The following is a 20691-nucleotide window of genomic DNA, read 5'->3' on the forward strand; positions in this document are numbered from 1 at the left end:
CGCGGGCCCCGGCATCGGCCGGGACCCGCCATCGGTCACGGCTGGACCACCGTCAGGGTGGTCGGGTTGCTGCGCCCCACCCCGCGCAGGTCGGGGCGGTACATGTCCTCGACCAGCGGCGGCGGCACGGTATAGGTGCCGGGGGTCACCGCACGCACCAGATAGAACACCTTGGCGGTGCTGCCGCGTGACAGCTTGAGCGCGGCCACGTAGCGGTCGTCGCGGAACTCTTCGTGGCGCAGCGTGGCCGCCTCACCACGGTCTTCCACACGCAGTCCATCGACCACCACGTCGGCCCACTGCTTGGCATCGCCGAGGTTGAAGTTCTCGATCTCCAGCCCGGCCGGCAGAAGATCGGTCAGCAACGCATCGGGCATGTCCACGTTCGGGGTGACGCTGACCCGCACGATCAGCGCTTCGCCCTCCTTCAGCGCCCGCGGCGTCCACGGCTTGCCGTCGGTGGTGAACCAGCTGCGTTCGACACCCAGGGTACGGCTGTCCGGTTCCGGCGCAGTGCGCGGAATGCCAGCCACTTCCAGGCTGGCGAACATCGGCGGCTCGCCCTTCGGGCTGAACCGCACGCCCTTGGCCAGCGCAGCGTAGTCGAAGCTGCGGCCGAACATGCGGCGCGCGGCGATCGCGTCCACCTCGCCGCCGATGACCAGCTCACCGGATACCTGCTTGGTCTGGTTGGCCGCCAGCGCCTTGCCGAGGCGGGCAATGGCCACCTGTTCCTGTGTGCTCAGCCACATCCAGCCGTTGTTGCGGCGGGCATCCAGCGCACGCCCCAGCTCCACCGCGCGGGCGTCGTAGGCCGGCTTGGACAGCTTGCGCTCGTGCAGCAGCGCGATCATCAACGCATCGTCACGCACCGCGCTGCCGTAATCGCCGAAGTACTGCGGACGCTCGCTGCTGGGCTTGGCGAAGCCGGCCGCAATGGCCGCATCGCCGCGCTTGTGATCGCCCTGCAGTGACAGCGCCATTCCCAGATGAACCAGCGACAGCCCAGTGAGCGACTTGCTGCGTTCGTTGTCGTACAGCGCGCGCAGGGTGCCCAGCGGGGCCCGGTTGACCCGCGCCAGCACGTAACCCGAGTACGCCTGGTTGGCGAACTTCAGGTTCTCGCGGCGGTCTTCGCCGTAGAACTGGTTGCCACCAGAGAGCAGGTCCTCGCTGAGGCGGTTGAGCGCCTTCTGCAACACGCCATTTGGCACGGCGAACCCGGCGTCCTTGGCATCGAGCAGAAACTCGGCAATGTACGGGGTCAGCCACGGATTGACATAGCCGTCATCGCCCCACATCGAGAAGTTGCCGTTGGCCACCTGCATCGACGCCAGGCGACCGAACGCGCCTTCCATGCGTTCGCGGCGCGATCTGGCGTCCAGGCCATCGGCACCGAGCATGGCCGAAGTGGCCTCATCGAGCATCAGCGCGGCGTAGCCCTTGCTGGTGGTCTGTTCGGCACAGCCGTATGGATACTTCAAGGCCCCATCAAGCGCACTGGCGAACGGAATCGGCGGCAGCGCGCTGACCAGCATGCGCGCAGTGACTGAATCGCTCATCAGGCCGTCGGCCAGGCCGACCCCCATCTCCACGTCGGCCAACGGGTCCAGCGTGCGGGTCTGCGCGCGCAGTACCTGCGGCCACGCCGCACGCACCGGAAGGTCATAGCGGCGGTCGACCTTGAAGCCGTTGCCTTCCACCCGCACCCGCACCTTGGCCACGGTATAGCCCTCGCGCGCCACCAGCGGGAAGCTGAGCGTGCTCTTGGCGTCGGTGTTGAGCTTGAGCGCCCGGCTGGGCTCGCCCAGGGTCAGCGGACCCAACCCGTCCACCTGCACCTTGAACTCGCCCGGCTTGCCGGTGAAGTTCTGCACATCCAGGGTGACCGTGCTGCGGTCGCCCGGCGCCAGCACGCGCGGCATGCTGGCTTCGGCCAGGATCGGCGCGCGCACCACGGTTTCCACATCGCGCTTGCCGTACTGGTCATCGGCGTAGACCAGCGCGGAGACGCGCAGGGTGCCGTTGAAATCCGGCACCTTCAGCGCGATCCGGGCAATGCCCTTGGCATCCAGTTTCACCGGGCCGGAGAACAGGTCCACGGTCTGCACGCGCGCGGTGGGGCGCTTGGCCTGCGGCAACGCGGCCAAGGCCATGTCGCCACCGAACTTCAGTTTGCCACTGCTGCCATCGAAGCTTTCGATCACGCGGCTGTAGATGTCGTACGCATCCACGCCGAGGCGACGCTGGGCGAAGAAGTGGCCGGCCGCATCCGGCACCGGGAAGCGGGTGATGTTGAGGATGCCCACGTCCACTGCCGACACCGTGACATGCGCCAGCTTGCCCGCCAGCTGCGGCGCGCTCACCGTCACCGGCAGGGTCTGCTCCGGCCGCATCTGCTTGGGCGCCGACAGCCCCACCGCGATCTGGCGTGCCTTGCGGTCCATCGGCACGTGCACCACGCCGACCGCGCGGGCCGGGGTGATCTTGCTGGGCGCACTGCCACCGCGGAACACCAGCGCGGTGATGTAGACGTCGTGGCGCTCCCACTCGGCGGTGACCGGGATGTCGAAGGTGCTGCCCGGCTTGGCATCGATCTCCTGCACGTACAGCATCTTGTCGCTTTCAACCATCAGCACGCCCTTGCCGGCGTGCGGCGGGGTGACGGTCACGCGCACCTTGTCGCCGGCCTTGTAGCCGGTCTTGTCCAGGCCCAGCTTGATCTTGTCCGGGCGTGCATCCAGGCCCCGGTTTTCGTCGTTCCAGCTCCAGCCGGCGTGGAACGGGTAGCGGCTGGTCAGCCCGGAAGCCGGGTCGAACACATCCAGGCGGTACTCGCCCCACTCCACCGGGAAGTCCACGCCCACCGCCGCGCTGCCGGCATCGACCGTACGGCTTTCCTTGTTCTCGAAGCGGCGGCTGAAGTCATAATCCCAACGGTTGTCGTTGAAGGTCCAGTGGTAATCGCGCAGCTCGCGCACCAAGGTGACCTTCAGGCCCTTGCCCGGCTGCGGCTTGCCGGCCGCATCCACGCGCAGGACTTCAAAGCGGGCGTTGCTGTTGGCATCGGCGCCGTCTTCGGGGTTGAACAGCGGGCGCACGCCGACCAGCACCGGGGCCGGCCACAGCACCCGCTTCAGGGTGCGGCTGACCGTGCGGCCCCCGGTTTCATACACGCTGCCGGACAGCACCACTGCCACCGGGGCGCTGGCCTTGACCTCGGCCGGCAGCTCCACGTCCTGGCGCAGCTTGCCGTCGGCGGGGAACTCGGTATCGATCACATCGCGCGCTTCGCGCGGCAGTTCCAGAGTCGGGTCGCCGAAGAAGTAGCCCGGCAGCGATTCCACCGGTGACTGTTCGGCCGCCACGGCCAGGCGCGCGGTGAATCGGTTGCCGTCGGCCGGCGCGCCATACAGATAGGCCGCATCGGCCTGCAGCTTCAGCGGTTCGCCCGGCTTGAGGGTCTTCTGCGGGCTGTCCAGGTCCAGCTTCATGCGCTCGGGCAGGAACTCCTCGATGCGCAGGGTCATGCCCTGGATGGCTTCCTTGCTGGCCGGGTTGGTGCGGAACTCCACCTGCCAGCGCCCGGTCGGCGCTTCCACCGGGATGGTCTGTTCGAAGCTGAGATACCCCTGCTCGCCCGGCTGCAGGCGGGTTTCGCGGAAGGTCTTGCCGTCCGGCTGCTTCAGGCGCAGGAACACCGGCTGCGGCTTGACCGGCTTGCCGTCGTTGTCGCGCAGCAGCGCGGAAATGCGCACGGTTTCACCGGGGCGGTACAGGTCGCGGCCGGACCAGGCGAACACGTCGAACCAGGCGTTGTCGCGACCGGCCACGGCGAACTCGCTCAGGTCCAGCGCCGGCTGGTTGAACGGCAGCATCGAGGTATCGGCGCCACTGCTGGCAATCAGCACATGGCCCGCATCCAGCGTGTAGTTGAGCAGCGCGTTGCCGTTGCCGTCGGTGCTGCCCTTGAGCACCACCTCGCCCTTGGCGTCGATGATGCGCAGGTCGATCTTCTTCAGCGCGGCCCCGCTCTGCAGCGAGGCGGTGTGCACGAACAGGGTGTCCTTGTAGGCGCGGGTGTGCAGGCCAATGTCGCTGACGGTGAAGAAGGCGGTGTCGAACTCGCTGTCGAACGAGCCGCTGCGCTTCATCACGGCGAAGTACAGGCCCGGTTCCTGCAGCTCCTTGATGTCCTGGGTGGGCAGGTAGGTCAGCACGCGCTCGTTCTGCTTGCCGCCCAGCACGAAGCGGTTGACGTAGACCGGCTCGGCCAGCTGCGACATGGGAGTCTTGTCACCGTATTCGCTGTCCAGCTCCCAGCTGCCACGGCGGCCGCCGCGCTGGTACTGGCTGAAGAAGCGGGAGAGTTCCTTGTCGCGCACGCGCAGGAACTCCACGTCCACTTCCTTCACGTTGACCGACACCACCGGCAGGCCGCGGCTTTCGCGCGCGGGCAGCACGCTGCCCTGCGAGGCGAAGCCAGCTACCGGCTTGAGCTCACCGCTGAACACCTTCTGGCGCAATTCCTTGCCGATCCGGCTGCCGTCGGCGGCCAGCAGGTCCGCCGAAACGATCAGGGTGTATTCCTTGGCCGCTTCCACGAACGGGTAGCGCAGGGTCTTGCCGTCGTCGGACAGGGTCCAGCTGCTGTCCTCGGTGCCGACCTTCTCGCCGAAGCGGACCAGCTTGTCGAAATCCTGGGTGCCGACCAGCGGCCGCGAGAACTCCAGTGCCAGCGACAGGCCGTCGCTCTTCTGGTCGGGGAAAGCCCGCACCAGGGTGAACTCGCTGACGGCTTCGGCCTTGGCGGCAATCGGCGCGCCGGACGGCGTCGGCAGCTGGCCGCTGTCGTTCCGCTTGCAGCCCCCGACTCCCAGTGCCAGGCCGGCGACCAGCGCCATGCCCAGGATTCCTTTCCAGCTCCATTGCCCGACCCGATGGTGCGCAGCCATGACGTCACTCCTTGAACAAGGGCTCCAGTATAGAGGGGGCGCAGCCAGGCGGGGTCGGTCAATCGGGGACGTAAAGCGCGACGTATTCGTGGACCGGCATCGCTTCCAGCGCGACCGGGTCCAGCGATACCTCCAGGATGCGACGCTGCTGGGCGGTCGGGAAGGTGGCCGCCAGGTGCGCCCGGAACTTGTCTTCCAGCCGCGGGATCCCCTCGGCGCGGCGGCGGGCGTGACCCAGCGGGTACTCGACGGTAGCCTCCAGCCGATCACCGTCAAGGAACTGCAGCTCCAGTGCATTGGCGATACTGCGCCTGTCCGGGGCCAGGTAATCGGCAGTGAACCGGGGCTCTTCGACGCAGCGGATCTTCGCGCGCAGCGCGTCGATGCGCGGATCGGCGGCCACGTCGTCCTCGTAGTCTTCCGCCACCAGCCGCCCGAACAGCAGCGCGATGGCCACCATGTACTGCACGCAGTGGTCGCGGTCGGCCGGATTGTTCAGTGGACCGGTCTTGTCGATGATGCGCAGGCAGGCCTGCTGGGTGCGCAGGGTGATGTGCGCGATGTCATCGATGCGCCGCCCCTCCGCACGCAGCCGTGCGTGCAGCTGCATCGCCGCCTCCACGGCGGTCTGGCCATGGAACTCGGCCGGGTAACTGATCTTGAACAGCACGTTCTCCATCACGTAGCTGCCGTAGGGGCGCTGGAAGCGGAATGGCTGCCCGCCGAAGGAGACGTCGTAGAAACCCCAGGTCGGCGCGGTCAGCGCGCTGGGGTAGCCCATCTCGCCGGTGGCCGCCATCAGCGCCAGCCGCACCGCGCGGCTGGTGGCATCTCCTGCGGCCCAGCTCTTGCGCGAGCCGGTGTTGGGCGCGTGCCGGTAGGTACGCAGCGCCTGCCCGTCGACCCAGGCCAGCGAGACGGCATTGAGCATCCGCTCGCGGTCGAGGCCCAGCATGTGCGCGACCACGGCGGTGGAGGCCACCTTGACCAGCACCACGTGGTCCAGCCCGACCCGGTTGAACGCATTTTCCAGCGCCAGGCCGCCCTGGATCTCATGCGCCTTGATCATCGCCACCAGCACGTCGCGCATCGTCAACGGCGGCCGGCGCAGGGCCACCGCATTGCGGCTGAGCCAGTCGGCGGTGGCCAGGATGCCGCCGAGGTTGTCCGACGGGTGGCCCCATTCGGCGGCCAGCCAGGTGTCGTTGAAATCCAGCCAGCGCACCATTGCGCCGATGTTGAAGGCGGCCTGCACCGGGTCCAGTTCGAAGCGGGTGCCTGGCACGCGCGCGCCGTTGACCGCGCGGCTGCCGGGCACCAGCGGGCCCAGCAGCTTGCTGCAGGCCGGGAACGCCAGTGCCGCCAGCCCGCAGCCGAGCGTGTCGATCAGGCAGTGGCGGGCGGTGGTGAACGCCAACGGCGAGGTCACCGTGTAATCGCGTACGTAGTCGACGATGTCGACCATGACCGTGTCCCAGGCAACGCGGTCGTTGGTAGGAGAACTGCCTGTGGACATCGCTGCGCTCCTGTCCGGACGGGTGGAGCCGGGCCCTGCCCGGCTGCCTTTTACAACGTATCGGCGGGAACCCGCACCGTGCCCTCCATCAGCACGCGTGCGCTGCGACTCATGATGGCCTTGGTCACCGTCCACTGCCCGTCAACAAGGCGCGCCTCGGCACCGACCCGCAACGTGCCGGACGGATGCCCGAAGGTCACCGCGCCGCGCTCCCCGCCACCGGCAGCCAGGTTGACCAGCGTGCCGGGAATGGCCGCGGCGGTACCGATGGCTACCGCCGCAGTGCCCATCATGGCGTGGTGCAGCTTGCCCATCGACAGCGCGCGGGCGTGCAGGTCGATATCGGCCGCCGCGATCTGCTTGCCACTCGAGGACACGTAGTCCTGCGCCGGGGCGACGAAAGCAACCTTGGGCGTGTGCTGGCGGGTGGCAGCCTGGTCGATGCTGTCGATCAGGCCCATGCGCACCGCGCCGTGTGCGCGGATCGCCTCGAACCGGGCCAGCGCGGCCTTGTCCTGGTTGATCGCCGGCTGCAGTTCGGTACCGGTGTAACCCAGGTCCGCTGCATTGAGGAAGATCGTGGGAATGCCGGCGGTGATCATGGTTACCTGGAAGCTGCCCATGCCCGGCACGTCGAGCGTGTCGACCAGGTTGCCGGTCGGGAACATCGAACCGCCCTCGCCTTCGCCGTCGTCGGACGGATCGAGGAACTCCAGCGCGATCTCCGCCGCCGGGAAGGTCACCCCGTCAAGTTCGAAATCGCCGATTTCCTGCACCTGCCCATCCACCACCGGCACGTGGGCCAGGATGGTCTTGCCGATGTTGGCCTGCCAGATCCGCACCGTGCAGATCCCGTTGCGTGGAACGCGGGTCGGATCGATGAAACCGTTGCTGATCGCGAACGGTCCCACGGCGGTGCTGAGGTTGCCGCAGTTGCCGCTCCAGTCCACGAACGCGGTGTCGATCGACACCTGCCCGTAGAGGTAGTCCACATCGTGGTCGGGCACCGATGGCGCCGAGATGATCACGCACTTGCTGGTACTGGACGTTGCCCCGCCCATGCCGTCGGTATGCTTGCCATACGGATCGGGTGAGCCGATAACCCGCATCAGCAGCGCATCACGTGCCGGGCCCGGCATCTGCGCGGCAGACGGCAGGTCCTGCAGGCGGAAGAACACCCCCTTGCTGGTACCGCCGCGCATGTAGGTAGCGGGAATGCGGAGTTGGGGAAGATGGGTCATGTCATGCCACCTGCGAGGATTCCAGGAAGTCCTGCGCAAAACGCTGCAGTACCCCGCCGGCTTCGTAGATCGAGACTTCTTCTGCGGTGTCCAGGCGGCAGGTGACCGGCACCCGCAGCTGTTCACCGTCGCGGCGGTTGACCACCAGGGTCAACTCCGCGCGCGGTACGCGCTCACCGACCACGTCGAAGGTTTCGGTGCCGTCGATACCCAGCGACAGGCGGTTCACGCCCGGCTTGAACTCCAGCGGCAGCACGCCCATGCCGATCAGGTTGGTGCGGTGGATGCGCTCGAACCCTTCGGCGGCGATGGCTTCCACGCCGGCCAGGCGCACGCCCTTGGCGGCCCAGTCGCGCGAGCTGCCCTGACCGTAATCGGCACCGGCGATGATGATCAGCGGCTGCTTGCGCTCCATGTAGGTTTCAATTGCTTCCCACATCCGGGTGACCTTGCCTTCCGGTTCGATACGCGCCAGCGAGCCCTGCTTGACCTGGCCATCGACCACGGCCATTTCATTGATCAGCTTGGGGTTGGCGAAGGTTGCCCGCTGCGCGGTGAGGTGATCGCCGCGGTGGGTGGCGTAGGAATTGAAGTCTTCCTCGGGCAGGCCCATCTTCGCCAGGTACTCACCGGCGGCGCTGCTGGCCAGGATCGCGTTGGACGGCGACAGGTGGTCGGTGGTGATGTTGTCGCCGAGCACCGCCAGCGCGCGCATGCCCTGCAGGCCGCGTTCGCCGGCCAACGCCCCTTCCCAGTACGGCGGGCGGCGGATGTAGGTGCTCTGCGGGCGCCATGCGTACAGCGGGCTGACCGGCGCGCCATGTTCGACCTTGAAGGTGAACATCGGCTCATAGACCTGGCGGAACTGTTCCGGCTTGACGCTGGCAGCCACCACCGCATTGATCTCGGCATCGCTCGGCCACAGGTCCTTCAGGGTGATCGCGCTGCCGTCGTCGCGGAAACCGAGTGGATCCTTTTCAATGTCGAAGCGCACCGTGCCGGCAATGGCGTAGGCCACCACCAGCGGCGGCGAGGCCAGGAAGGCCTGCTTGGCATACGGATGGATGCGCCCGTCGAAGTTGCGGTTGCCCGACAGCACCGCGGTGGCATACAGGTCGCGTTCGATCACTTCCTGCTGGATCTTCGGGTCCAGCGCGCCGCTCATGCCGTTGCAGGTGGTGCAGGCGAAGCCCACGATGCCAAAGCCCATCTGCTCAAGGTCGCCGAGCAGGCCGGCGTCTTCCAGGTACAGCTGCACGGCCTTGGAACCGGGGGCCAGCGAGCTCTTCACCCACGGCTTGCGGCTCAGCCCGGCACGGTTGGCGTTGCGCGCCAACAGCGCGGCGGCGATCACGTTGCGCGGGTTGCTGGTGTTGGTGCAGCTGGTGATGGCGGCGATGATCACCGCGCCATCGGGCATCAGGCCCTGTTCCTGTTCGAGCTTGCCGGAGGCCAGCTTGGCTTCGTCGGCAATGCCGCGCGCGGCAAGTTCGCTGGTCGCCACGCGCTTGTGCGGGTTGGACGGCCCGGCCATGTTGCGCACCACGCTGGACAGGTCGAACTGCAGCACGCGCTCGTACTGGACCTGGTCCAGGTCATCCGACCACAGGCCGGTGGTCCTGGCGTAGGTTTCCACCAGCTGCACCTGCGCTTCCTCGCGGCCGGTCAGGCGCAGGTAGTCCAGGGTCTGCTGGTCGATGGAGAACATCGCGGCGGTGGCGCCGAACTCCGGGGTCATGTTGGAAATCGTGGCGCGGTCGCCAATGGTCAGCGCGGTGGCGCCTTCACCGTAAAACTCGATCCACGCCCCCACCACGCGCTCCCTGCGCAGGAACTCGGTCAGCGCCAGCACAAGGTCGGTGCAGGTGATGCCCGGTTGCGGGCGACCGGTCAGCTCGACACCGATGATGTCCGGCAGGCGCATCCATGAGGCGCGGCCGAGCATGACGTTCTCCGCTTCCAGGCCGCCCACGCCGATGGCGATCACGCCCAGCGCGTCCACGTGCGGGGTGTGGCTGTCGGTGCCCACGCAGGTATCGGGGAAGGCCACCCCGTCGCGCACCTGGATCACCGGCGACATCTTCTCCAGGTTGATCTGGTGCATGATCCCGTTGCCCGGCGGAATCACATCGACGTTCTTGAACGCCTTCCTGGTCCAGTTGATGAAGTGGAAGCGGTCTTCGTTGCGGCGGTCTTCAACGGCGCGGTTCTTCTCGAACGCGGCCTTGTCGAAGCCGGGGTATTCCACCGCCAGCGAGTGATCCACGATCAGCTGGGTCGGCACCACCGGGTTGATCTGGGCCGGGTCGCCACCGGCGTCGGCAATGGCATCGCGCAGACCGGCCAGATCGACCAGCGCGGTCTGCCCCAGGATGTCATGACACACCACGCGCGCGGGGTACCACGGGAAATCCAGGTCCTGGCGGCGTTCGATCAGCTGCCGCAGCGAGGCCTCCAGGGTGGCCGGGTCACAGCGGCGCACCAGGTTTTCGGCCAGCACGCGCGAGGTATACGGCAGCGTGGCATAGGCGCCCGGGGCGATCGCATCAACGGCCGCACGCGTATCGAAATAGTCCAGCGAGGTGCCGGGAAGGGTCTTGCGGTAATCAGTGTTCATGGCTGGCGATAACTGCTTCTGTTTGGCGGGCCGTGCTGCAAACGGGAAAGGCCGGCCCGGGGGCCGGCCCTTCGTTCAGCGGCGCTGGTCGATCGGCACGAAGGCCTGGTCTTCCGGGCCGGTGTAGTTGGCGCTGGGGCGGATGATCTTGCCGTCGATGCGCTGTTCGATCACGTGCGCGCTCCAGCCGGAGGTGCGGGCGATCACGAACAACGGGGTGAACATCGCGGTCGGCACGCCCATCATGTGGTAGCTGACGGCGCTGAACCAGTCCAGGTTCGGGAACATCTTCTTGATGTCCCACATCACCGATTCCAGGCGCTCGGCAATGTCGTACATCTTCAGGTTCTGCTGCTCGCTGGACAGTTCGCGGGCCACGTCCTTGATCACCTTGTTGCGCGGGTCGCTGACCGTATAGACCGGGTGGCCGAAGCCGATCACCACTTCCTTGCGCTCGACCCGGGCCTTGATGTCGGCCTCGGCCTCATCCGGGGAGTCGTAGCGCTTCTGTACTTCGAACGCCACCTCATTGGCGCCGCCATGCTTCGGCCCACGCAGCGCGCCGATGCCACCGGTGATGCAGCTGTACATGTCGCTGCCGGTACCGGCGATGACGCGGCACGTGAACGTTGAAGCGTTGAACTCGTGCTCGGCGTACAGGATAAGCGAGGTATGCATCGCCTTCACCCACGAATCCTGCGGCTTCTCGCCGTGCAGCAGGTGCAGGAAGTGGCCGCCGATGGAGTCGTCGTCGGTCTCCACGTCGATCGCGCGGCCGTTGTGGCTCCAGTGGTACCAGTACAGCAGCATCGAGCCCAGGCAGGCCATCAGCTTGTCGGCGATGTCGCGCGCGCCGGGGTGGTTGTGGTCGTCCTTCTCCGGCGACACGCAGCCGAGCACGGAAACACCGGTGCGCATCACGTCCATCGGGTGGGCCGACGGCGGCAGCTCTTCCAGCGCGGCCTTGACCGCCGCCGGGATGCCGCGCAGCGACTTCAACTTGGCCTTGTAGGCGACCAGCTCGGCGCGGGTCGGCAGTTTGCCGTGCACCAGCAGGTGGGCGATTTCCTCGAACTCGCTGGTGTTGGCCAGGTCCAGGATGTCATAGCCGCGGTAATGCAGATCGTTGCCGCTGCGGCCGACGGTGCACAGCGCCGTGTTGCCGGCGGCGGTGCCCGACAGGGCGACGGACTTCTTCGGCTTGAAGCCGGGGGCGGTGGTTGCTTCGCTCATGATCCCTCCAGAAAACAATGGTGCGACGTTACTTCTTGGCGGCGAACAGCGCGTCGAGCTGCTGCTCGAAGGCGTGGTAGCCGATACGGTCGTACAGTTCCTCGCGCGTCTGCATGCTGTCCACCACGTTCTTCTGGTGGCCGTCGCGGCGAATGGTCTCATACACGTTCTCGGCGGCCTTGTTGGCCGCACGGAACGCCGACAGCGGGAACAGCTGGATGGCCACGCCGGCCGAGGCCAGTTCGTCGCGGCTGAACAGCGGGGTCTTGCCGAATTCGGTGATGTTGGCCAGTACCGGCACCTTCACCGCTTCCACGAAGCGGCGGTAGGTGGCCAGGTCGTAGGCGGCCTCGGCAAAGATGCCGTCGGCGCCCGCTTCCACGCAGGCGATGGCGCGCTCGATGGCTGCATCCACGCCGTCCACCTGGATGGCATCGGTGCGCGCGATCAGGAAGAAGTCCGGATCGGTCTTGGCATCGGCCGCTGCCTTGACCCGGTCCACCATCTCGCCCTGGGTGACGATTTCCTTGCCCGGCCGATGCCCGCAGCGCTTGGCGCCCACCTGGTCTTCGATATGGCAGGCGGCCGCGCCGGCCTTGATCAGCGATTTCACGGTGCGCGCGATGTTGAAGGCGCTGGGGCCAAAGCCGGTGTCGATGTCGACCATCAGCGGCAGATCGCACACGTCCGTGATGCGGCGCACGTCGATGAGCACATCTTCCAGGGTGTTGATGCCCAGGTCGGGCAGGCCCAGCGAACCGGCCGCGACGCCGCCGCCGGACAGGTAGATGGCACGGTAGCCGGCGCGCTTGGCCAGCAGTGCGTGGTTGGCGTTGATCGCCCCGATCACCTGCAGGGGCGATTCGGCGGCCAGCGCGGCGCGGAAGCGGGCGCCGGCGGAGGAAACAGCAGTGGTCATGGGGAACATTCCATCGAGGATGACGGAGAACAGCCGCAAGGCGCGTGCCAACTCCCAAGTGATTGATTTCATTAGCACGGCTACTGGCCCGGCCTGTTTCACTTTGAAACATTGAAACAGCTGTAACATGGATGGAACTGAAACAGAACTACCGTCCATGTCGATCCGCCTGCCCCGCCCCCGTCTGCCCGACCCCGACCCCGGCGCGCTGCCGGTGATCTGGACGGTCAGCGTGTCGCGGCTGACCGGGCTGCTCGGCGATGTCATTCCGGAGTTCGACCGCCGCGCCCGCATCGTGCCGATCAACCTCGGCTTCGAGGAGGCGGTGGACGTGATCGGGCAGCGTCTGCGCCGCGAGCACTGCGACGTGGTCATTGCCGGCGGCTCGAACGCGGCGTACCTGCGCAGCCGCCTGGAGGTACCGCTGGTACCGATCCAGGCCAACGGCTTCGACCTGATGGAAGCGCTGGCGCGGGCCCGGCGGATCGCGCCGCGGATCGGGCTGGTCACCCATGCCACCGACGTACCCAGCTTCGGCAGCTTCCAGCACAGCTTCGGGCTGGATATCGAACATCGGCGCTTCGTGACCCGTGAAGATGCACGCGACTGCATCGCCGACATGCGCGCCAACGGCATCGAGGTGATCGTCGGCACCGGCATGGCCATCGACCACGCCGAGCGCGTGGGACTGCCCGGGGTGCTGCTGTATTCGGCCGATTCGGTGCGCCAGGCGTTCGAACATGCGCTTGAACTGACCCAGACCCTGGCGCGCTCCGGCGTTGCGGCGCCGCGCCGGCGTGCGCCGACCCGGCAGCGTCCGGTCGAACACCGCCTGCTCGGCGACAGCCCGGCAATGCAGCAGGTACGCGAGCGGATCGCGCTGTATGCCCCCCACGACAGCACCGTACTGGTAACCGGCGCCACCGGCACCGGCAAGGAGCTGGTGGCGCGCCAGCTGCATGCGGCCAGCGGCCGCAGTGGCCGCTTCGTGGCACTCAACTGCGGCGCCATCAGTGAATCTCTGCTGGAGGCCGAGCTGTTCGGTTACACCGAGGGCGCCTTTACCGGCGCGCGGCGCGGGGGGCGGGTCGGGCTGGTCGAAGCGGCCGACGGTGGCACGCTGTTCCTGGACGAGATCGGCGAGTTGCCACTGCCGCTGCAGACCCGCCTGTTGCGGGTGCTGGAAGAGCGCGAAGTGCTGCGCGTGGGCGCCACCGAGCCCACCGCAGTGGATGTGCGCGTGGTGGCGGCCACTCTGCAGAACCTGGAATCGCTGGTAGAGGCGCAGCGCTTCCGGCGCGACCTCTACTATCGCCTGGCCGCGCTGCGGATCGCGCTGCCGACCCTGCGTGAGCGCCCTCGGGATGTGCCGCTGCTGCTGGAGCACTTCTTCCAGCAATTGGGGCAGCGCCCTTCACCGCTCGATGCAGCCGCCACACACCGGCTGTGCGTCTACGCGTGGCCGGGCAACGTGCGCGAGCTGCGCAATCTGGTCGATCGACTCCGCATCCATTGGCGAAGCGACCAAGGCGTATTGGGCCTGGAACAGCTGCAGTCATGGCTGCCCGAACTGCTGCCAGGCACGACCGCCGCAGACGCCGCCGCATCGCGTACCGGGCCACTGCCGACGCGACCTTCGGCCGCCACGCTGCAGCACTGGTTGCTGGAACACCACGGCAACCGCGAGCAGCTGGCCGCCCGGTTGGGGGTATCGCGCACCACGCTATGGCGTTGGCTTCGGCAGCCCTCGGGGTGAGGTCCAGCGCGCGGGTTCTGCGCACCGCGTGCCAGCGACGACATCCCTGATACGCAGTTCAGGCTTCAACCGACAACGCATTGGGGAAATTCCTAAAGCCAAATGCGGATATCCGGTTGTGCAACGTGTTCATCATTTTGCCTGGTGCGCGGGCAGGAACTGACAGCGTGGGAGATCCAGGGGCCTTGCATACGGGCCGCCCTGACGCGACACGGCCGGCAGCAAATGTCTGGTGAACACAGCAATTCCGCAGCAGAACAGGGGTTCCGGTGCGGCGTCGCGACGCGCGATCCGATAGATGTCATCGATGAGGTCAAGAGAGAAAACGTTCTGCCGTCCGCCGGGAGGGTTCATCAACGGGAATCCCGGGTGAACTGCCGGCGAACGCAGCAATGTCCAACGGCCTGCGGCGCCGCTAGGTTCCAGAGCGACGACCCGCCCATCACCGAGGACACCGCATGTTCCCAGCAACGCACGCCAGGCCGATCTCCACCCTCGTCACCCGCGGCACCGCACTGCTCCTGCGCAGGCAGCGCGGTGCTGCGGGCGCCATCCCGCTGACCGGCATAAGCAATCACGCCAGCTGCGCGCAGGCTGCGCCCACCCGGGTATGGCGGATGCCATCGGCCGCCGCCAATACCGAGCAGGGCGCGGAGGATGCACCCCGCGCTGCCGGCCCTTCCGAGCATGCGTTGATGGTGCTGAGCGGACAGATCCATGCACTGCTGGCGGTGTGCCGCGCCGACGCGCCCGCGGATTTTGCCAACGCCCTGGACACGCTGGCCCTGGACCCGCGCCGGCCGCTGACCCGCAGACAGAGCAGCGCGTTGCTGCGTGCGATCAAGCGCCTGCCCGGTGGCAGCCATGTTTCCGAACGGCAGAAGGCCGTGCGCACTGCGCTGTATGACCTTGTCCGCGCAGCACGCGCCGAGGCGATGCTGCACGAGCAGATCGCACGGCATACCGAACGCGAACGCATCAACGTGCTGCCGGGTTCGCAGCGCAGCGTCGGCAACGGCGGCATGTTGGGCGTCCGCTTCGGATTGCCCAGTGGCGTGCATGCGGGGGCGGCGGCCGGGGCACGCCAGGAGTGCAGCGTTGCCACGTTCGATGACCTGACCATCGCCACCATCCGCAGCGCCACGGTAAGGGGTGAAGCCAGTGTCCAGGCCACCGTCGCGCCCCGGGTAGGCGTGGAAGGCGGACTGAGCGCTTACTCCACCGAAGGCGATGCGGACATTTCGATGTCCATGCGCACGCGCGTGCTGCGGCTGGCGCATGCATCGGTCGCCCGCCGGCTGGGCGGCAACGCCCTGCAGCGTGCGTTCAAGCGTGTGACCGAGCCACGGCGGGACCGCTACGACGAGCGCGCCAGCCGCGCAATGGCCTGGCAATCGAAACTGCCGGTCCTGCTCGGCGCACCGGCGCTAGCGCAACCGCTGGCGTTTGGCACGCGTGGCCTGCTGATCACCGCGGGCCTGACCACCCACGGCGGTGCGCTGTCGGCAAGTGCCGGATACGGGGTTGGCCAGCTCGGCGCCACCGGCGCGGCGAGCCGCACCGAGCTGCGCGCGGCACTGCCCACCCGGCTGACTGAACTCGGCAACGACGGCCTGCCCGCCAGCAAGGAACTTGGCATCCGCACGGTGCTGGACACGCGCGTGGCGCATCGGGTGGGCAACCAGCCTCGTTCACACGCGTTGCAGATCGTGCAGCAGCTCATGGCGGCGCCGCGGGACCCCGACAACCTGGAACGGCGGCTGGAGGCGGTGGACCACGTGGGTGCCGCGTTCGATCACCTGCAGGCGCTGACCACGCTGTCGCTGCGGGCGCCGCAACAGGCACGCGCGCCGCTGGCGTCGCTGGCACGCGACTGGGGCGGCAGCAGCACCGCGCCCGAGCCGGTGATGATCGCCCTGCTCGACACGCTTGCCTGGCTGCAGGCAGTGCCCGCACCCGATCCCGGCTCGCCCGCCGCGCACGCGGACTGGACCCGGCTGCAGCGCACCGTCCAGGCACAGGCGCGGCGCATCCACGACACCCTCCTGCCGCACGACCGCGCGTGGGTGTATCGGGCCACCCATGCGTTCCGTGAGCAGATCCAGAAAATCGACACACTCAGTGGCACCCTGTCGCTCTCGGCGACGCTGCCCCTGCTCACTGCCACCGGAGGGGTGAGGTTTGCACGCCACGTCCGACAGGATCCCGATCCGCTGCGGGCGGGCTACTACCTGGAACTGACCTTCGAGTCGAATCTCGCACCCGCGCTTGGCACGATCCTGAGCGAAGTCGAACGGCAACTGCCGGACTGGGGCGCGCTGCCATTGCGCGAGGCGGAAGCCCTCACTACCCCGCTGTCGGCCGAGCTCGGGGTCAACGCTACCGCCCAGTGCATGGTGCGATTCTTCCGGCCGTCCTACCAGACCGACCCGGATTTCCCCGCCTCAGCGCGCGGCAATCACCTGCACGCAGTGCGCGTGGCCACTGGCACCGCGCAGACGGTGGATCTGACCGTGCCCGTCCCCGTGCTGCCGGGGCTGTCGCCCACCCTGTCGGTGCAGCACAGCCGCTCCACCCAGTTCACCCGCTACGACCGCCTGGGCGAAGGCACGCTGACCAGTGCCCTGATGCGATACCTGTCGCTGTGCTCGGCTACCCAGCCCCGTCCCGAAACCTGGGCCGCGCTGCTGGAGTCGCATGGCGCCGACCTGGACCGGCTGGCCAACGCACTGACCGACCCCGATTCAGTCCCCGCGCACGAAGCGCGCTACTGGCTTCAGCGTGAGCCCACCACCACGACGGGCGGTGCCACCACCCGGCGTGAAAACGCCGATACCAGCACGCTGGACGCGTTCAAGCAGGCCGCCGATGCCGAGACCCGGCGCGCCCAGCTGTATGCGCTGTTCGAGGCGGTGGGGGCCATCACCACCCGGCAGAAGGCAATGTCGTCGCTGATCGGCGCATTGACCCTGCCGGTGGTCGGTTGAGCGACGCTTACGGGTACAGCAGGCGCTTGCCCCACTGCCCGTTGGCGTCGATCTCATAGCACCAGCGCTCATGCAGGCGGAACTGCGCGCCGTACCAGAACTCGATCCGGCGCGGCACCACGCGCAGCCCGCTCCAGCCGTCCGGCCGCGGAACATCGCGGCCGGCGAAGCTGGCTTCGGCGGTGGCCACGCGCGTATCGAATTCCTCGCGCGAGGCCAGCGTGCGCGACTGCAGCGACGCCCACGCGCCGATCTGGCTCAGGCGCGGACGCGAGGCAAAGTACGCGTCGGCTTCTTCGTTGCTGACCTGTTCCACGGTGCCTTCGATGCGCACCTGGATGCCGGCCTCGCGCAGGCTGCGCCACAGGAACAGCAGCGCGGCGTGCGGGTTGGCGTGCAGCTCGCGGCCCTTGTGGCTGTCCAGATGCGTGTAGAACACGAAACCGCGGTCATCAAAGGCTTTCAGCAGTACCGTTCGCGCCGAGGGGACGCCCGTGGCGGTGGCGGTGGCCACGGTCATTGCGTTGGGTTCGATTTCAGCGCTGCCCTTGGCTTCGTCGTACAGGGCGGCGAAGGTGGACAGCGCTTCAGCGTAGAGATTGGTCATGGTCGGTTTCTTGCGGCTCGGTTTGGGTTTATTGTCTGCGCATGCCCGCTGCTGCGTACATGCCCCGGAACAAGGGATTTCCCGATGCACTGGTCGCGCAGGCGCTGGATGACGCGCTGGCCGTCACGGCCACGGTGCCAGTATTGGCGATCAGCGGCCTGCAGGGCAGCGGCAAATCGACGCTGGCGGCCCAGGTGGTGGCCCTGGCCCGGCAACGGGGGCTGCGTGCGGCGGCACTGTCCATCGACGACTTCTACCTCACCCGCGCCCAGCGCCAGCGCCTGGCGCGCCAGGTGCATCCCCTGCTGCTGACCCGCGGGCCACCCGGAACACATGACCTGGCCCTCGCCCACGCCACCCTGGACGCGATTACCGCGCGGCAGCCCGTGGCGTTGCCCCGGTTCGACAAGCTGGCCGACGAGCGCGTGCCGGACGCGCACTGGGCGCACCTCAACGATGGCCTGGACCTGCTGGTTTTTGAAGGCTGGTTCCTCGGCACCCCGGCGCAGCGGGAGGACGAACTGGACGCCCCGCTCAATGCGCTCGAGCGCGACGCCGACGCCGCGGGCCGGTGGCGCCGCTGGTGCAACCAGGCCCTGGCCCGGGACTACCCGCCGCTGTGGCAGCGGTGCGACCTGTTATGGTTCCTGCAGCCTCCGGATTTCGCCGTGGTGCCGCGGTGGCGCTGGCAGCAGGAGCAGAACCTGCAGGCCGCCCAACCCGAGCGCAGCAGCATGAGCCGCGCCCAGCTGGAGCGGTTCGTGCAGTACTACGAGCGGGTCAGCCGACAGGCCTTGCGCACGCTGCCGGCGCTGGCCGACCGGGTGGTGATGCTGGACGACCAGCGCCGGATCGTGCCGGCGCCTGGCTGAAGCCTTTCCCGCCCGCTCAGCTGACCAGGAACGTCACACGCAGGTTGACCCGCCATTCGGTGATGTTGCCCTCGCCGTCGGTGACCACCTTGGTTTCGTTGATCCAGGCCCCCTGGATGCCTTTGACCGTTTCGGACACCTTTTTCAGGCCGCTGCGCACCGCGTCTTCGACGCTGGTGGACGAAGAGGCATTGATCTCGATGATTTTGGCCACTGACATGGGGTGCTCCGGGTGCGTGCGGGACATTCCGCGCCGCCCACGATGGGGTCCGGTGCGTAAAGGCCGCGACATGGAGGTGTTAGCATTCCGGGTAATGAATCCTGCTCCAAACCTCATCCTGGTGGGCCCGATGGGCGCCGGCAAGACCTGTATCGGCCGCCGTCTCGCCGAGCGCTTCACGCTGGACTTCGTGGACGCCGACCAGGCCATCGTGGACGCGGCCGGGGCGAGCATTCCCACCATCTTCGAACATTCGGGCGAGGCCGGCTTCCGCCAGCATGAACGCCAGGTGCTGCAGCGGCTGCTCGCCGGTCAGGGGCAGCTGATATCCACCGGCGGCGGTGCCGTGCTCGATGCGGGCAATCGCGAGGCAATCGCGCAGCGTGGCTTCGTGGTCTACCTGCGGGTCAGCGTCCCGGCGCAGCTGGAGCGGCTGGCCCGCGACCGGGGCCGGCCGCTGCTGCAACGACCGGACCGCGAGCAGGTGCTGCACGCGATGGCCGGCGTGCGCGACCCGTTGTACCAAGGCCTGGCCGACCTCACCCTCGATACCGATCTGTACACGCCCAACGAGGCGACCGCGCAGCTGGTGCTGCGGCTGGCCTCGCAATGGCAGCGACTGGAACCTCACGCATGAGCGCGCCCCCCCGCACCGTCGCCGTCGGCGGCGACACCCCCTACACGATCCATATCGGCCCCGGCCTGCTTGCCCGCGGCGAACTGCTGGCAGGTTACGTACGCGGCCGCCACGTACTGCTGCTCAGCGACTCGTCAGTGGCACCGCTATACCTGGAGGGAGTCAAACAGGCTCTGCGGGATGCCCGACCGGAACTGTTGATCGGCGAGCTGGTGCTGCCGGCCGGCGAAGCCTCGAAGACACTGGCCAACTTCGGCGCGGCGATCACCGCGCTGGCTGCGCTCGGCGCTACCCGCGACGCGTGCGTGGTGGCCTTGGGCGGCGGCGTGTCCGGCGACCTGGCCGGGTTTGCCGCGGCCTGCTGGATGCGTGGGGTGGACTGCGTGCAGCTGCCTACCTCGCTGCTGGCCATGGTCGATTCGTCAGTGGGCGGCAAGACCGCCGTGGACATTCCCGAAGGCAAGAACCTGGTGGGCGCCTTCCACCCGCCTCGTGCGGTGATTGCCGATACCGCCGCGCTGCGCACCCTGCCGCCGCGCGAACTGCGCGCCGGCCTGGCCGAGGTGATCAAGTACGGCGCGATCCGCGACCCGCTGTTCTTCCAGTGGCTGCAGGCCGAACATGCCGCACTGCTGTCCGGTGACGATGCGGCGCTGGCCCAGGCCATCGCGCGCAGCTGCGAGCACAAGGCCGAGATCGTCGCGCGCGATCCGCTGGAACGCGGCGAGCGGGCCCTGTTGAACCTGGGCCACACCTTCGGGCACGCGATCGAGACCGAGCAGGGCTACGGTGCGCCCGGCAATGACAACCTCAACCACGGCGAAGCAGTCGCGGTGGGCATGGTGCTCGCCGCGCGGCTGTCGGCGCAGCTGGGCATGAGCCGCGACGAGGACACCGCCCGCCTGCGCGAACTGCTGCTGCGCTACGAGCTGCCGGTCGCCGTTCCGGCCGGGCTTGCGCCCGAGGCCCTGCTGGCGCGCATGCGGCTTGACAAGAAGAACGTGGCCGGGCGCCTGCGGCTGGTGCTGTGGCGGGGCATCGGCCGCGCCGAAGTGGTCGCCGACATCGACGAAGCCGACGTCCTGCGCGTGCTGGCCACGGGTTGAGCTGCGACCGCTTGCCGCGGCCGCC

General features: G+C 67.9%; 13 protein-coding genes. 5 read left to right on the forward strand and 8 right to left on the reverse strand.

What is annotated here, in order from left to right:
* Window positions 1-35: 35 nt before the first annotated feature.
* From ACTJI4_RS17230 to prpB, 6 genes are all read right to left on the reverse strand, one after another.
* Window positions 36-4904, reverse strand: coding sequence for an alpha-2-macroglobulin family protein (locus ACTJI4_RS17230; protein ID WP_440870064.1), 4869 nt, complete (start codon window positions 4902-4904; stop codon window positions 36-38).
* Window positions 4905-5013: 109 nt separating this feature from the next.
* On the reverse strand, window positions 5014-6471 hold the full coding sequence (locus tag ACTJI4_RS17235) for a bifunctional 2-methylcitrate dehydratase/aconitate hydratase (protein ID WP_440870044.1): 1458 nt from the start codon (window positions 6469-6471) through the stop codon (window positions 5014-5016).
* Between the two features lie 50 nt (window positions 6472-6521).
* Window positions 6522-7712: a 2-methylaconitate cis-trans isomerase PrpF gene (gene prpF, locus ACTJI4_RS17240; RefSeq protein WP_440870045.1), complete on the reverse strand. Its 1191-nt coding sequence runs from the start codon at window positions 7710-7712 to the stop codon at window positions 6522-6524.
* A gap of 1 nt (window position 7713) precedes the next feature.
* Complete coding sequence (gene acnD, locus ACTJI4_RS17245) at window positions 7714-10329, reverse strand: Fe/S-dependent 2-methylisocitrate dehydratase AcnD (RefSeq protein ID WP_440870046.1); 2616 nt, start codon at window positions 10327-10329, stop codon at window positions 7714-7716.
* Between the two features lie 75 nt (window positions 10330-10404).
* The gene (gene prpC / locus ACTJI4_RS17250; protein ID WP_307106561.1) at window positions 10405-11562 is read right to left on the reverse strand and encodes a bifunctional 2-methylcitrate synthase/citrate synthase; all 1158 of its coding nucleotides are present in this window, start codon (window positions 11560-11562) and stop codon (window positions 10405-10407) included.
* Between the two features lie 28 nt (window positions 11563-11590).
* Window positions 11591-12481 carry a methylisocitrate lyase gene (gene prpB / locus ACTJI4_RS17255; protein ID WP_440870047.1) on the reverse strand — a complete coding sequence of 297 codons (891 nt, stop codon included), beginning with the start codon at window positions 12479-12481 and terminating at the stop codon, window positions 11591-11593.
* Window positions 12482-12638: 157 nt separating this feature from the next.
* Between prpB and prpR the strand changes: the two genes are divergently transcribed.
* Complete coding sequence (gene prpR / locus ACTJI4_RS17260; RefSeq protein ID WP_440870048.1) at window positions 12639-14237, forward strand: propionate catabolism operon regulatory protein PrpR; 1599 nt, start codon at window positions 12639-12641, stop codon at window positions 14235-14237.
* Window positions 14238-14695: 458 nt separating this feature from the next.
* The gene (locus ACTJI4_RS17265; protein ID WP_440870049.1) at window positions 14696-17224 is read left to right on the forward strand and encodes a hypothetical protein; all 2529 of its coding nucleotides are present in this window, start codon (window positions 14696-14698) and stop codon (window positions 17222-17224) included.
* A 7-nt stretch (window positions 17225-17231) separates the two neighbouring features.
* Here ACTJI4_RS17265 and pdxH read toward each other — a convergent pair whose 3' ends face one another.
* Window positions 17232-17831 (reverse strand): pyridoxamine 5'-phosphate oxidase, encoded by a 600-nt coding sequence (pdxH, locus tag ACTJI4_RS17270; protein WP_440870050.1) that lies wholly within the window; start codon window positions 17829-17831, stop codon window positions 17232-17234.
* Window positions 17832-17872: 41 nt separating this feature from the next.
* On the opposite strand from pdxH, the gene ACTJI4_RS17275 reads away from it, so the two are divergent.
* Window positions 17873-18703, forward strand: a complete 831-nt coding sequence (locus tag ACTJI4_RS17275; protein ID WP_440870051.1) for a kinase — start codon at window positions 17873-17875, stop codon at window positions 18701-18703.
* Between the two features lie 16 nt (window positions 18704-18719).
* Here the strand turns inward: ACTJI4_RS17275 and ACTJI4_RS17280 are convergent, their stop codons facing one another.
* The gene (locus ACTJI4_RS17280) at window positions 18720-18923 is read right to left on the reverse strand and encodes a dodecin family protein (protein ID WP_392920620.1); all 204 of its coding nucleotides are present in this window, start codon (window positions 18921-18923) and stop codon (window positions 18720-18722) included.
* 94 nt (window positions 18924-19017) lie between these two features.
* On the opposite strand from ACTJI4_RS17280, the gene ACTJI4_RS17285 reads away from it, so the two are divergent.
* Both ACTJI4_RS17285 and aroB read left to right on the forward strand, forming a co-directional pair.
* Window positions 19018-19560, forward strand: a complete 543-nt coding sequence (locus ACTJI4_RS17285; RefSeq protein WP_392920623.1) for a shikimate kinase — start codon at window positions 19018-19020, stop codon at window positions 19558-19560.
* The gene (aroB, locus tag ACTJI4_RS17290; RefSeq protein WP_440870052.1) at window positions 19557-20666 is read left to right on the forward strand and encodes a 3-dehydroquinate synthase; all 1110 of its coding nucleotides are present in this window, start codon (window positions 19557-19559) and stop codon (window positions 20664-20666) included. The genes ACTJI4_RS17285 and aroB overlap by 4 nt, the downstream gene beginning before the upstream one ends.
* The last annotated feature ends 25 nt before the right edge of the window (window positions 20667-20691 follow it).

The sequence above is a fragment of the Stenotrophomonas sp. 22385 genome (assembly GCF_052045085.1).
Lineage (GTDB): Bacteria > Pseudomonadota > Gammaproteobacteria > Xanthomonadales > Xanthomonadaceae > Stenotrophomonas.